This is a genomic window from Stenotrophomonas sp. (genome assembly GCF_050737075.1).
Classification (GTDB): Bacteria; Pseudomonadota; Gammaproteobacteria; order Xanthomonadales; family Xanthomonadaceae; genus Stenotrophomonas.
This window is the reverse complement of sequence record NZ_JBOHXV010000025.1, coordinates 39,569-53,245: the sequence shown is the minus strand read 5'-3', so window position 1 is coordinate 53,245 and position 13,677 is coordinate 39,569. Positions and strand designations below refer to the sequence as shown.

Below are 13,677 nucleotides of genomic sequence, written 5' to 3'. Positions count from 1 at the left end.
GCGCCGGACCCATGTTTTCTACAGTCCCGCAAACCCACCCCCGCCGACCCTCTGACGGTGGGTCGGTGGCCGAGATAGATCAACGGCGGTTCCCGCCGCCGTAGAGCCACGCCATGCGTGGCTGATGTGCGCGCGGATTACCAGCCGAAGGTGGCGGTGGCCGTCACGGTACGGCCACTGCCGTAGTAGCACGACGACACACCGGTGCACGTGGATACATAGCGTTTGTCCGCCAGGTTGCTCGCGTTGAGCGCCAGCTGCACGCGGGTGTTGCCGTGCTGACCCAGGTCGTAGCGCAGGGCGGCGTCGAACAGGGTGTAGGACGGAATGCGGTACAGGTTGGCGCTGTCGCCGTAGCTGACGCCGTTGTAGCGCGCGCCCGCGGCCAGGCTCAGGCCACGCAACGCGCCGGCCTGGAAGGTGTAGTCCGCCCAGAACGAGGCGCTGTAGTCGGGGACCATGGCCAGTTGCTTGCCCTTGTAGGCGGGCGAACGCAGCATTTCCGACTCCATGCGCGAGGCGGCGCCGATCAGGCTCAGGCCATCGATCGGGGTGATGCGGCCTTCCAGTTCAATGCCGCGCACGCGCCCCTCATCGCCCTGGATGGAGCAGGTGGCGGTGCCGGTGGCGCCGCAGTTGCGATGGCTGGCGACCGGGTCGTCGACGATCATGTTCTCCTGGCGGAGGTCGTAGACGGCCAGGGTCACGAGGCCATCCACGCTGGCCGGCTGGTACTTCAGGCCGGCCTCCCACTGCGAACCGGTGACCGGGTCGAACGCGGTCTGGGTGAAGCTGTCCAGCGGCGATTTGGTCGAGGGCTGGAAGGATTCGGCGTAGCTCACGTACGGGGTGAGGCCGTTCTCGAATACATACAGCACGCCCGCGCGGCCGGTGAACGCCTCGTTCTTGATGACGTTGTGCGCGCCCGGCTGGGAGATGCCGGTGGCGATGTTGCGGGTGGCGCTCAGGGTGTCGTCCTTGGTCCAGTCGTAGCGACCGCCCAACGTCAGCCGCCAGTTGCCCGCGGCCAGCTGGTCCTGCAGGTACACGCCGCTCTGCCGGTTGATGCCGGCGGTGGGCGTTTCGGTGGTGACGGTGGGCTGGTAGGGGTAGTAGACCGGGTCGAAGATGTCGATGGCGCGCGGGTTGGTCATCGCGCTGCGCACGCCTTCCCAGTCCGCCCGCTGCCAGTCCCAGCCGAGCAGGACGGTGTGGTCGACGGCGCCGGTGCTGAAGCGCGCCTGCAGGCGGGTGTCGAAGGTGTCGCCGTCGGAATCGCCGGTGCCCTGCACACCACGCCGGTTCTGGGTGCGGCCGTCGGCGTTGAGCGCGCCGAAGGTCACCACGCCGCGGTAGAGCGAATCAACGTGGGTGCGGCGTGCGTTCTGGGTCAGGGTGAGATGGTCGTTGAACTGATGTTCGAACATCCAGCCCGCGGTCCACAGGGTACGGTCGAAGGTGTTCCAGTCCGGCTGGCCGATGAAGGTGCTGTTCTTCATGTGGCCGTAGGGCGTGGCGTTGAGGGTGCCGGCCATGGGCAGGAACTGGTAGGTCGAGCCGCCGTCGTCCTTCTGGTACATGCCAAGCAGGGTGAGGCGGGTGCGCTCGGTGATCTGCCAGGTGTAGCTGGGCGCCAGGAACCAGTGCTCCTGCGCGGTGTGCTTGATCTGGGTGTCGCCGTCGCGATACAGGCCGACCAGCCGCAGCAGTTGGGCGTTGTCACCGGTGCCGGTGCCGACGTCGAACGCGGCGTTGTACTGGCCGTTGGCATCCACGCCGACGCGCAGAAGCTGCTGCTGGTCCGGGGTGGGGGTCTTGCTGACCTGATTGACCATGCCGCCGGGTGCGACCTGGCCGTACATGACGGCGGAAGGGCCCTTGAGCACTTCGACCCGCTCGAGGTTCCAGCTGTCGAACATGCTGCGGTTCCACTGGCTGCCCTGCGGTGCGCGCATGCCATCCAGGGTTACGTTGTTGGCCCAGCTGCCCGCATCGAAACCGCGGATGCGGAAGTCATCCACGCGGTTGTCGATACCGCTGCTTTCCAGGCTCACGCCCGCCACATAGCGCATGGCGTCGTTGAGCGACTGCACGCCACGCGCGTCCAGTTCGGCGCGTTCGATCACGGCGACGGACTGCGGCGTTTCCGCGATGCTGGTGCTGGTCTTGGTGGCGCCGCTGGTGCTGTTGGCGGCGCGGTAGGCGTTGACCTGCACGGCATCCAGGGCGGTGGCGTCCTGCGCGAGGGCGACCGGTGCGGCGGTGGCGCTGGCGATGCAGCAGGCGAGGGCAAGCAGGTTGGGACGCAACCGGCGGGAGAAAGCAGGGGAGGCGGTCATGAGGGGATCCGGAACCAAAGGAGCGCTGGCGCTGGCCAAACGCATGTGGCCCGGGCCACTGCCAGCGTCGTTGTTGTCGCGAAGCGACGTTGGCTGCTTATTCTATGGACTTCCGGAAAAGATGCAATTGCGACCTATTCGCATATACGAGACTGGAACAGGCGGGGTTTGTTGCTGTCAGTGAGAATGTTTGGCGGCGATGGCCGTCAGTGTTCCATCCATGCAGCGGAAAACCGCTTGCAAGCGCGGATCAGAGGTCTAGAATTCGCCGCAGATCCTTTCAACCGCCGCCATGAACTCGATGCCGCTCCTGACGTTTTTTACTCGCACCCGCACTTTCGCGGGACGGGCGCGTCTGCCTCGCGGCTCCTCTGGCGGCTGATCGATTTCTGATCACCGCAGGACCCCAGACAGAGCGCCCATCGGGCGCTCTTTTCGTTTCCGGGTTTCCCGACCCACCGTTGCACTACCACATGAAGGAGAACGTGCCATGCACCAGATCGCCGAGCCCCAAACCTGGCCGCACGCCCGTTAGCCAACGGCGGCGTGCGGCTCCCTGATGTTGGCAGCAGCGAGACCCCTCTTATGAACACCCAGACCCAAAACCTCCGGCGCAACCTCGGCATCATTGCCCATATCGACGCCGGCAAGACCACCCTTACCGAACGCCTGCTGTGGAAAACCGGCGAGATCCATCGCGTCGGCGAAGTCCACGATGGCGCGGCGACCACCGACTTCTCGGCGATCGAACGCGAGCGCGGCATCACCATCGGCGCGGCGGCCGTGCAGGCGCATTGGGCGCCGCGTGGCGAGGCCATCCATCACCTGACCCTGATCGACACCCCGGGCCATATCGACTTCGCCATTGAAGTCGAGCGCTCGCTGCGTGTGCTCGACGGTGCGGTGGCGGTGTTCTCTGCCGTCGATGGCGTACAGCCGCAGTCCGAGACGGTGTGGCACCAGGCGCGCCGTCACGGCGTGCCGATGATCGCCTTCGTCAACAAGATGGACCGCATCGGTGCCTCCTTCGACCGTGTGCTGGCGCAACTTGAGGACAAGCTGCAGGCGCGGCCGTGGGCGCTCGGCATTCCGTTGGGCGCCGAAAGCCAGTTCAGCGGCTGGGTTGACCTGGTGGATCGCACGGCGGTGCGCTGGGACGATGCCGGTACGCCGACGCGTTCGCCGTGGACCGACGATGAGCGGGCCGAGTGGGAGCCGCGTCGGCTGCTGCTGGTCGAAGCCGTTGGCAATCACGACGACGCGCTGGCCGAGGCGTGGCTGGACGGCGCCGACATCGACGCCACCACGCTGCGCGCCGCGCTGCGTCGGGCAACGCTGGCCGGTGCGGGCGTGCCGGTGCTGGCCGGTGCCGCGTTCAAGAGCAAGGGCATCGAGACGCTGCTGGATGCGGTCGTGGACTACCTGCCATCGCCGGAGGATCGACCTGCGGTACTGGCCGGTTCGCCGGAAGGCGAGGTAAGCCTGCCGCCGGATCCGGCGGGTCCGCTGGCGGCACTGCTGTTCAAGATCACGCACCAGAACCACGGTGCGTTGAGCTTCGTGCGGGTGTACTCGGGCACGTTGCGGGTGGGTGATGCGTTGGCCAGTTCGCAGCATGCGCACGGTCGCCGGGTGAGCCGGCTGGTGCGCGTGCAGGCCGACCAGACCCACGACATCAAGCAGGCCGTGGCGGGCGACATCGTGGCGGTGCTGGGCTGGAAGGACGCGGTGAGCGGTGAAACGCTGAGTGCGCCCTCGCGGCCGCTGCTGCTGGACACCATCCAGGCGCAGCAGGCGGTGCTGGCGTGGCGGTTGACGGCGGAAAAATCGGCCGACCTGATCCGGATCAGCCAGGGCCTGTCGAGCCTGGCCCAGGAAGATCCGTCGTTCCGTGTCGATACCGATCCGGACAGCGGTGAAACCCTGGTCTGGGGCATGGGCGAGTTGCACCTGGAGGTGATGGTCGAGCGCCTGCGCACGGAATGGAGCGTCAACGTCACCACCGGCGCGCCGCGCGTGGCCTACCAGGAAACCCTGCGCCAGGCATTGCGCGGCGTGGAAGGCAAGGTGGTCAAGCAGACCGGCGGCCAGGGCCAGTTCGCCCGGGTGCTGATCGACGTGGCGCCGCGCGAGGACGGCGAGGTGCACTTCGTCGACCTCACCGTGGGCGGGGTGATTCCGCGCGGTTTTGTGGCGGCGGTGGAGAAGGGCGTGCGTGCCGCGCTGTCGGAAGGCCCGAAGGGCCATCCGGTGGTCGGTATCGAGGTGACGCTGGTCGACGGGCAGACCCATGCCAAGGATTCGTCGGACACGGCCTTCCACCGCGCCGGCAGCGAGGCCGTGAAGGCGGCGTTGCTGCAGGCCGGTACGCGCCTGCTGGAGCCGGTGATGGAAGTGCAGATCCACGTGCCGTCGGTGAATGTCGGCGACGTGGTCGGCGACCTCAACCGCCGCAGTGGCCGCATTGCGTCCATCGAGGACCAGGGCGGCCGTGCCGAAGTGGTGGGCTACGCGCCGTTGGCGCAGTTGTCGGGCTACACCACCTCGCTGCGCTCGCTGACCCAGGGCCGCGCATCGAGCGACATGCGCCTGAACGGCTACGAAGAGGTACAAGCCGCTTGATGTAGATAGAAAAGGCAGGGGAGCCGGTTTACCGGCTCCCCACCACAGCCACCCATGGGGTGGCTCTACGGATCTTCTGCAAACCTACGCAACAACCGGTCATCTACAATACGTGCATCTGTTTTAGGAGCACGCCATGACCACCGCACATTTCTATCCTGTCGGCACCCCCGGCCAACCCTGGGGTGACACCGAACGCGCGGCCTGGCGCTCGCGCCAGGTGGTGCAACGCCATTACGCCGCCGATGTGGTCGCTGTACTGAACGCCTTGCCCGATGCACTGGACGTGGTCCAGTACGGCCAGCTCGAATCCATCACCGACACCTATCCGCTGTTGCTGGCCATGAGCCGCGACTGGGACCCGGCATTGCCGACCGCGCTGGTCACCGGCGGCGTGCACGGTTACGAAACCAGTGGCGTGCACGGCGCGCTGCAGTTCCTGCGCGAGCACGCCCACGAGTATGCCGGTCGCCTGAATCTGATCGTCGCCCCGTGCGTATGCCCGTGGGGCTACGAGCGCATCCAGCGCTGGAACCGCGATGCCTTCGATCCGAACCGCAGCTTCCGTGACGGTGGCCTGATCGTCGAGTCCGCGTCGCTGATGAACTGGATCGCGGCGCGCGATGACCAACTGCTGGTGCACCTTGACCTGCATGAGACCACCGACAGCGACGCCAACGAGTTCGATCCCGCACTGGCCTCGCGCGACGGCAAAGCATGGGTGCCGGAATCCATTCCCGACGGTTTCTACGTCATCGGCAACAGCGAGAACCCGGAACCGGTCTTCCAGAAGGCGCTGATCGACGCAGTAGCGCCGATCACCCACATTGCTCCGGCCGATGCGCACGGCAACCTGGTCGGCCTGCCGCTGCAGTCGCCGGGCGTGGTGTGGGGCGAATCGCGTTCGATCGGCGCCTGCGCCGGCTTCACCCACGCGCGCTTTGCCACCACCACCGAGGTGTACCCCGACAGCCCGCGCACCACCGCGGCGCAGTGCAACGCGGCCCAGGTGGCGGCGGTGCGTGCCGGCCTGGATTTCGCGCTGGCCCACGGCTGAGCCGGCGGCCACCGACGTTCATGCCGACGCTGCCTCCTGCCGTGACCGCGCCGCGCGCCACGCCCAATCCCGCTGCGGCGGACGACGGCGACGCGCTGCATTTCTGCAGCACCTGTGCGTTCTCCGACGCCTGCACCTCGCAGGGGTACGACAAGAGCGCACTGGCCGAACTGCACGTGCTGGTCGACCACGTCGGCCCCTTCCGCGCGGGCGAGTACCTGTTCCGCACGGGGGACCCGTTCGATGCCATCGCGGCGGTGCGCGCGGGCATGGTCAAGACCTTCATCCTGGACAGCCAGGGCAATGAACAGATCCTCGGGTTCAGTCTTCCCGGGGAGGTAATCGGGCTCAACGCGATTCACGGCGGACGCTATCCCTGCAACGCCGTGGCGCTGGATACGGTGCATCTGTGCCGGTTCTCGTTCCCGAAGATGAGCGTGCTGGCCACGCGCATGCCGGGCCTGCAGGCGCAGTTGTTCAGCCTGCTCAGCGCCGAGATCGGCAAGGTGACCACGCTGGCGGCCAACCATCGCACCGAGGCGCGCATTGCGGCGTTCCTGCTGGATCTTTCCGAGCGCTATGCCCGGCGAGGCTTCTCGGCGACGCGGTTCAAGCTGACCATGTCGCGGGTAGATATCGCCAACTACCTGCGGATGGCGCCGGAGACCGTCAGCCGCGTGCTGCGCCGGCTCAGCGACGAGCAGGGTATCGCCGTGAACCAGCGTGACATCACCCTGCTGCAGCCCGAACGCCTGGCCGCATTGGCCAGCGCCGGGGAGGCCAGCGCCGCCGACGCGGCCGGCTGAGGTTCAATACAGCTCGCAGTGCAGGCGACCTTCTGCACGCAGGCGCGCCCATGCGGGCAGGGCATCCACGTCCATGTCCGCGGCAATCGCGTTGATTGCCGGTGGGATGGCGGTGTCCAGGTGCTGCCTGCTGCCGCATAGATAGAGGTGAGCGCCGCGTGCCAGGAGGTCGGCATAGGCGTCTGCGTGGTCGGCCACTGCATGCTGGACGTAGTATTTGGCGGCCCCGTCGCGGGAGAACGCGGTGCGCAGGCTCGCGAGCTGGCCCGACGCCTGCCACGCCTGCAGGGTCTGGCCGTACAGAAAATCATGTTCGCGATGCTTCTCGCCGAACAGCAGATGCACCTCGCGTTGGCTGCCGGAGGCCTGCAGTTCACGTACCAGTCCCATCAAGGGCGCGATGCCGGTGCCGGTGCCGATCAGCAGCAGGGGCGCCGCCGCATCGGCGGGCAGATGAAAACCGGGATTGGAACGGCAGTACACGCGAACCGTGTTGGCGTCGCTCAACAGGTGAGCCGTGGCGGTTCCGCGACGATCACGTCCGCGATGCACATAGGCCACCTCGCGGATGCAGAGCGCCACCGTATCGCCTGCTGCCGAAGCGATGGAGTAGGCGCGGGGCAGGCAGGGCGAGAGCAGGTCGACCAGGCGGGCCAGCGGCACGCTGTCCGGCGTGGCATGGTCATCGAGCACGTCCAGCAGGTCGCTGCCGTGCAGATAGGCGTCCAACGCGGGGCGTTGGCTGATCTTGAACAGCCCCTTCAGTACGTCGCTGCCGCCCAGTCGGGCCAGCTCGCGCAGCAGCGTCTTGCCGAGCTGGCGCAGTTCCTTGTGCCGCAGCAGTTCGATGGCCTGCGGGTCGGCGTACCACTCGGCCAGCGCGGCGAGCAGGGCCGGATCGTTGGGCGCGATCACATGCAACGTGTCGCCCGCGCGGTACGCAATGCCGCTGCCGCGCAGGTCCAGCTCAACGTGCCAGGCGGCCGGCGTGCTGCTGCTCAGCCGCTGGCGTGCAATGACCGGCGCGTTGAACGCGTTGTCCTCGCCGTAGGCGGTGACCTGCAGGTGCAGGTCGCGCCCGGCATCGGGCTGGCCGTTGAGCACCTCGCCGAGCACCGGCATCCAGCGTTGGAAGAACTGCTCGTAGCTGGCATCGGCGTCCACCCGGTGCATGATCGGGTGGGCGTGGCGCTCCACCAGCAGGGTGTCCAGTGCCTTGGTAAAGCCACAGAAGCGCGGGTAGCCGGTGTCGCCCAACCCGAACACGGCATAGCGCAGGCCGGTCAGGGCAGGGGCCTGGCGCAGGGCCTCCGCGAAACGCTCGGCATTCGCGGGCGGCTCGCCATCGCCGAAGGAACTGGACAGGGCCAGCAGTACATCGCCGGGCCCAAGGCTGCCCACATCGATGTCGTTGAAGGGCAGCACCTGCGGCGCGTGCGCCTGCAGGGCCGGGAACGCGCCCAGGCAATGGGCCAGGGCGCGGGCGTTGCCGGATTCGGAGCCGTAGCCCACCAGCACGCGTTGGATGGGGGCGGCGGCGTTCACGCGACCTCGTAGAACGCGTCGAACTTCTCCTTGCTGTACTCGACCGCATCGAAGTTGGCCATCAGGTCGTTCACCACGCGGCGGATACTGATGTAGGCATTGATCTGGCCCGCCGCGTCGTACAGCGGCTGCACGGTGGTGTCCACCACGTACAGCACGCCGCCCTTGCCCAGGTTGGGCACGATGCCGGTCCAGGTCTTTCCGGCCTTGATGGTGTCCCACATGTCCTTGTAGACCGCCTTGGGCACGTCCGGGTGGCGCACGATGCTGTGCGGCTGGCCGATCAGCTCCTCGCGCTGGAAGCCGGTGAGGCTGCAGAACAGGTCGTTGGCATAGGTGATGTTGCCCTGCAGGTCGGTGGTGGAGATCACCATGACGTTCTGGAGGGCGTTCAACAGCTGGGTGGTGTCGGGCTGGTAGGACATCGCAGGTTCCTGTGGGTGTCGGTTCCTGGACAGAATCGACGGACGCGGCATCGCCGGCCCTGACATTGGTCAAGACGCGCCCGGGTAGGTGTGCGACCGGTGGTCGCAGGGGGCGGTGAGCGTCCGGGGCAGGATGAACAGCCCATTTCGACGGATATCGGATAGTCGCGTCGCGCGGTTGGGAATGTGCGGGAAATACTGAGCCGCATCTCACGTCGACGTTACGATTTATTCGCCATCCTGAATGCCCAACCTGCATGCGGACGCTGGCCATGTCCTCGAACGTCGTGAAGATGACGCGCACGCAACTGACCGCCATGGTGGTAGGCGGCATGATCGGCGCAGGCATATTTTCCCTTCCCCGCACCTTCGCCAGCGCTACCGGGCCCCTGGGCGCGGTCGTCGCCTGGACCATCGCCGGCCTGGGCATGTACACGCTGGCCCGTGTCTTCCAGATGCTGGCCGAACGCAAACCCAACCTGGACGCGGGCGTGTTCGCCTACGCCAAGGAAGGGTTCGGCAACTACCCGGGGTTCCTCTCCGCATTCGGTTACTGGATCGGCAGCTGTATCGGCAACGTCTCGTACTGGGTGCTGATCAAGTCCACGCTCGGGGCATTCTTCCCGATCTTCGGCGACGGCAATACCGTGGTGGCGATCCTGGTGGCATCGGCCGGTATCTGGCTGTTCCACTTCATGATCCTGCGCGGCGTGCAGCAGGCCGCTGCGATCAACAAGATCGTCACCATCGCCAAGGTCATTCCCATCGTGGTGTTCCTGGTCATCATGGCCTTTGCGATGAAGATGGACGTGTTCCAGTTCAACTTCTACGGCGGTGGCCTGGAGGGCGGCATCTTCGAGCAGGTTCGCGCGACCATGCTGGTCACGGTCTTCGTGTTCCTGGGTATCGAAGGTGCCAGCGTGTACTCGCGCTACGCCAAAGAACGCAAGGACGTGGGCGCGGCCACCATCACCGGCTTCCTGGTGGTGACCACGCTGATGGTGCTGGTGACGCTGCTTCCGTTTGCGGTGCTGGAGCGCGCCGACATCGCCGGCATGCGCCAGCCGTCCATGGCCACCGTGCTTGAGGCCGTCGTAGGCCATTGGGGCGCGGTGTTCGTCAGCGTCGGGTTGATGGTGTCGGTGCTGGGCGCGTACCTGGCCTGGTCGCTGATCTGCGCCGAGGTGCTGTCGGCGGCGGCACGCACCAAGGACATGCCGGCGATCTTCGCGCGGGAAAACGCCAACGGGGTGCCGTCGGCGGCGCTGTGGGCGACCAACATCATCATCCAGCTGATCGTGATCAGCACCTACTGGTCGCGCGATGCGTTCTCGCTGATGCTCAACCTGACCAGCGCCATGTCGCTGATTCCGTTCCTGCTGGTGGCCGCCTACGGCCTGCAGCTCACGCGGCGCGGCGAGACCTACAACGAGCGGCCCAACGAGCGCGGGCGCGATCTTACCCTGGCGGTGCTGGCCACCATCTACACCACGTTCCTGCTGTATGCCGGTGGCATCAAGTTCATCGTGCTCTCGGCGGTGCTGTACGCGCCCGGCAGCCTGCTGTACTTCTGGGCGCGCCATGAGCAGGGCGAGAAGATCTTCACCAAGGCATCGGACTGGATCATCCTGGTCGTGGCGGTGGTCGCCGCGGTGGTCGGCGTGTACTGGATCGCGACGGGGTACATCCAGATCTGATGCGTTTCCCGCCCGAATAAGGATCGAGCCGCGATGAGCCCCGCCGTGGGAAGCCGCAAGCTGTCGCTGCTGGAACTGACCGCGCTGGTGGTCGGCTCCATGATCGGGTCGGGCATCTTCGCGCTGCCCGCGGCGTTTGCTGCCAATACCGGCGTGAACGGTGCGCTGCTGGCATGGGCCATCGCCGGCACCGGCATGCTGATGCTGGCGTTCGTGTTCCAGTCGCTGTCCCGACTGAAGCCGGAGCTCGACACCGGCATCTACGCCTACGCGCGCGCCGGCTTCGGCGACTACGCCGGCCTGCTTTCGGCGGTCGGTTACTGGCTGGGCTGCTGCCTGGCCGACGTGGCCTGCCTGATCCTCATCAAGGCCACGCTGGGGCAGTATTTTCCTGCCCTGGGCGACGGCACCACGGTGGTGGCGATCGTCTCCGCGTCGGTCCTGCTGTGGGGCTTCCACTTCCTGATCCTGCGCGGCATCAAGGAGGCCGCGCTGATCAACACCATCGCGACCGTGGCGAAGCTGGTGCCGCTGGCGGTGTTCATCGTGTTCCTGTTCATCGGCTTCCGCGCCGACGTGTTCGCGCTGAACCTGTGGGGCGGCGAACCGCCCGGTATCGGCACCTTGTGGGACCAGACCCGCGGCACGCTGCTGCTGACGGTGTTCGTGTTCGTCGGCATCGAGGGTGCCAGTGTGTACTCGCGGCACGCGCGCCGGCGCGAGGACGTGGGCATCGCCACCGTTGCCGGCTTCCTGGGCGTGCTCTGCCTGCTGGTGATGGTCACCATCCTGTCGTACGGCGTATTGCTGCGCCCGGACCTGGCTGCGTTGGCGACCCCGTCCATGGCCGGGGTGATGGAGGCGATTGCAGGCCGCTGGGGCGGGCTGTTCATCAGTATCGGCCTGCTGATCTCGGTGCTGGGCAACTACCTGTCCTGGTCGCTGCTGGCGGCCGAGGTACTGCATTCGGCCGCGCTCAACGACGCCATGCCGCGCGCACTGGCCCGCGAGAATCGCGCCGGGGTGCCGGACGCCGCCCTGTGGCTGACCAACGGCGTCATCCAGGCGTTCCTGCTGGTGAGCTGGTTTGCCGACTACGCCTTTACGCTGGCGTTGAAGATGACCAGTGCGATGACGCTGGTGCCGTACCTGCTGGTGGCGGCCTACCAGCTCAAGTTGTCGTTCGGCGCGGAAGGTGGGCCCGATGCGGCGGCACACGCGCGGATGCGCTGGATCGCCGGCATCGCCACGCTCTACGCCATTGCCATGCTGATGGCCGGCGGCAGCCGCTACCTGCTGCTGTCCAGCCTGCTGTACGTGCCCGGCTCACTCCTGTTCTGGGCGTGGCAGCGCCACCGCGGCATCGCCTTCCGCCCGCTGGAATGGGCGGTGCTGCTGCTGCTGTGCGCGATGGCGGTGACCGCCGTGGTCGGGCTCGCCAGCGGATGGCTGCGCCTGTGAGCGCGGTGCTTGGGGCCTCACCGTTGCGTTCCCTGCTGGCGCGCCTGACCGCGCCGTATCGCGGCCCGCTGTGCCGGACCGGACAGGTGATCGGCTCGCTGTGCTTCATCGCTTCGCTCACGCCGAGCCTGGTGCCGCGCGGCTACGTCGCACAGGGGCTGCTTTCCGGGGTGTGCTTCGCGGTGGGGTACCTGATTGGCGTGGGGTTGGCTGCGCTGTGGCGCCGGCTGCAGCTGCCCGAGCTGGGCAGAGGGCGCCTGCAGCGGGTGCTGCGCTGGCTGCCGTGGGTGAGCCTGCTGGCATGCGCGCTGACCGCGTGGTGGGTACGGCCCTGGCAGGACTCCGTGCGCGCCGTGATGGGGCTGCCGCCGATGGACGAGGGCTTCTCGCTGCGCCTGCTGACCATTGCCTTCCTGGTATTCGTGCTGCTGCTGATGGTTGGGCGCGCGTTCGCCTGGGTGGCGCGTCGCGTGGGCGCGCTGTCGCGGCGGATCATGCCGGCACCGGTGGCGCGGCTGCTGGGCCTGGTGGTCGCCGCCGTGTTGTTCTTCAACATTGCCAACGGCGTGCTGCTGCGAGGGGCGCTGCATGCGGCCGATGCATCGTTCCGCAAGGCCGATGCGCTCATACCGCCCGAGGCACAGGCGCCCACCAGGCCCGGCAGCACCGGCGGCCCCGGGTCGCTGGTGGTCTGGGAGCAGATGGGCAGGGCAGGGCGTGACTATGTGAGCGCCGGGCCGGACGCGGCGCAGATCGCGGCGTTCACTGGCCGGCCGGCGCTGCAGCCGATTCGCGTCTACGCAGGCCTGCCGGCGGCCGGCGATGCACGCGCGCGTGCGCGCCTCGCGCTGCGCGAACTGCAGCGGCAGGGGGGCTTCGAGCGCTCCAGCCTGGTGGTGATCACCCCCACCGGTACCGGCTGGGTGGATCCGGCTGCAGTGGACAGCCTCGAATACCTGCTGCACGGCGACGTCGCCAGCGTGGCGGTGCAGCACTCGTACCTGTCCAGCCCGCTGTCGCTGCTGGTGGAGCCGGAGTACGGCGAGGAAACCTCGCGCCTGCTGTTCGCCGAGGTGTACGCGTACTGGCGCACGCTGCCGGTGGCGACGCGGCCAAAACTTTACGTGCACGGCTTGAGCCTTGGAGCGATGAACTCCGAACGCTCGGTCAACCTGTTCGACATGATCGACACCCCGATCGACGGCGCACTGTGGAGCGGGCCACCGTTCGCCACGCGCACGTGGCGGCAGACCACCGACCAGCGCAACGCCGGCTCACCCGAATGGCTACCGGTGTTCCGTGACAGCCGCGCGGTGCGTTTCATGAACCAGACCGGCACGCCCGTACCCGAGGATGCGCCGTGGGGGCGGATGCGGGTGGTCTACCTGCAGTACGCCAGTGACCCGATCACGTTCTTCACCCCCTACGACGCCTGGCGGCAGCCCGACTGGATGGCCGAGCCACGCGCGCCGGATGTCTCCCCGGCCGTGCGCTGGTACCCGCTGGTGAGCATGCTGCAGCTGGCGCTGGACATGCTGCTGGCCGACCGCACCCCGATGGGCTACGGGCATGTCTTCGCACCCGCGCACTATGTGGCCGGGTGGCAGGCGGTGCTGGGCACGCAGGACTGGAGCGCGGTCGACACAAGGCGCCTGCAGGACCTGCTGGACCCGCTGCGCCGGCAGGAGATCGAACGGCGGCGCAGCGCGGCGGGCGGCTGAGCGG

The 13,677-nt window shown here is 67.4% G+C and carries 9 protein-coding genes; 6 read left to right on the top strand and 3 right to left on the bottom strand.

Annotation, left to right across the window (positions count from 1 at the left end):
* Positions 1–137: 137 nt before the first annotated feature.
* Complete coding sequence (locus tag ACREPD_RS08570) at positions 138–2,339, bottom strand: TonB-dependent siderophore receptor (RefSeq protein WP_431598924.1); 2,202 nt, start codon at positions 2,337–2,339, stop codon at positions 138–140.
* A gap of 585 nt (positions 2,340–2,924) precedes the next feature.
* Here ACREPD_RS08570 and fusA point away from each other — a divergent pair.
* The 3 genes from fusA (at position 2,925) to ACREPD_RS08555 (ending at position 6,824) form a co-directional block, all read left to right on the top strand.
* Entirely contained in the window at positions 2,925–4,961 is a 2,037-nt protein-coding gene (fusA, locus tag ACREPD_RS08565) for an elongation factor G (protein WP_431598923.1), read from the top strand.
* Between the two features lie 136 nt (positions 4,962–5,097).
* A complete protein-coding gene (locus ACREPD_RS08560; RefSeq protein ID WP_431598922.1) occupies positions 5,098–6,018 on the top strand; it encodes a M14 family metallopeptidase in 921 nt (306 codons plus the stop codon).
* Between the two features lie 20 nt (positions 6,019–6,038).
* Entirely contained in the window at positions 6,039–6,824 is a 786-nt protein-coding gene (locus ACREPD_RS08555) for a helix-turn-helix domain-containing protein (protein ID WP_431598921.1), read from the top strand.
* Positions 6,825–6,827: 3 nt separating this feature from the next.
* Here ACREPD_RS08555 and ACREPD_RS08550 read toward each other — a convergent pair whose 3' ends face one another.
* On the bottom strand, positions 6,828–8,369 hold the full coding sequence (locus ACREPD_RS08550; RefSeq protein WP_431598920.1) for a flavodoxin domain-containing protein: 1,542 nt from the start codon (positions 8,367–8,369) through the stop codon (positions 6,828–6,830).
* Complete coding sequence (locus tag ACREPD_RS08545) at positions 8,366–8,794, bottom strand: PAS domain-containing protein (protein ID WP_431598919.1); 429 nt, start codon at positions 8,792–8,794, stop codon at positions 8,366–8,368. Before ACREPD_RS08545 ends, ACREPD_RS08550 begins: the two co-directional genes overlap by 4 nt.
* A 272-nt stretch (positions 8,795–9,066) precedes the next feature.
* Between ACREPD_RS08545 and ACREPD_RS08540 the strand changes: the two genes are divergently transcribed.
* From ACREPD_RS08540 to ACREPD_RS08530, 3 genes are read left to right on the top strand one after another with little or no spacing between them, the layout of a single operon-like run.
* A complete protein-coding gene (locus tag ACREPD_RS08540) occupies positions 9,067–10,491 on the top strand; it encodes a basic amino acid/polyamine antiporter (protein ID WP_431598918.1) in 1,425 nt (474 codons plus the stop codon).
* Positions 10,492–10,524: 33 nt separating this feature from the next.
* Positions 10,525–11,952: a basic amino acid/polyamine antiporter gene (locus tag ACREPD_RS08535; protein WP_431598917.1), complete on the top strand. Its 1,428-nt coding sequence runs from the start codon at positions 10,525–10,527 to the stop codon at positions 11,950–11,952.
* A 23-nt stretch (positions 11,953–11,975) separates the two neighbouring features.
* Positions 11,976–13,673 (top strand): alpha/beta hydrolase, encoded by a 1,698-nt coding sequence (locus tag ACREPD_RS08530; RefSeq protein WP_431598916.1) that lies wholly within the window; start codon positions 11,976–11,978, stop codon positions 13,671–13,673.
* Positions 13,674–13,677: the final 4 nt, after the last annotated feature.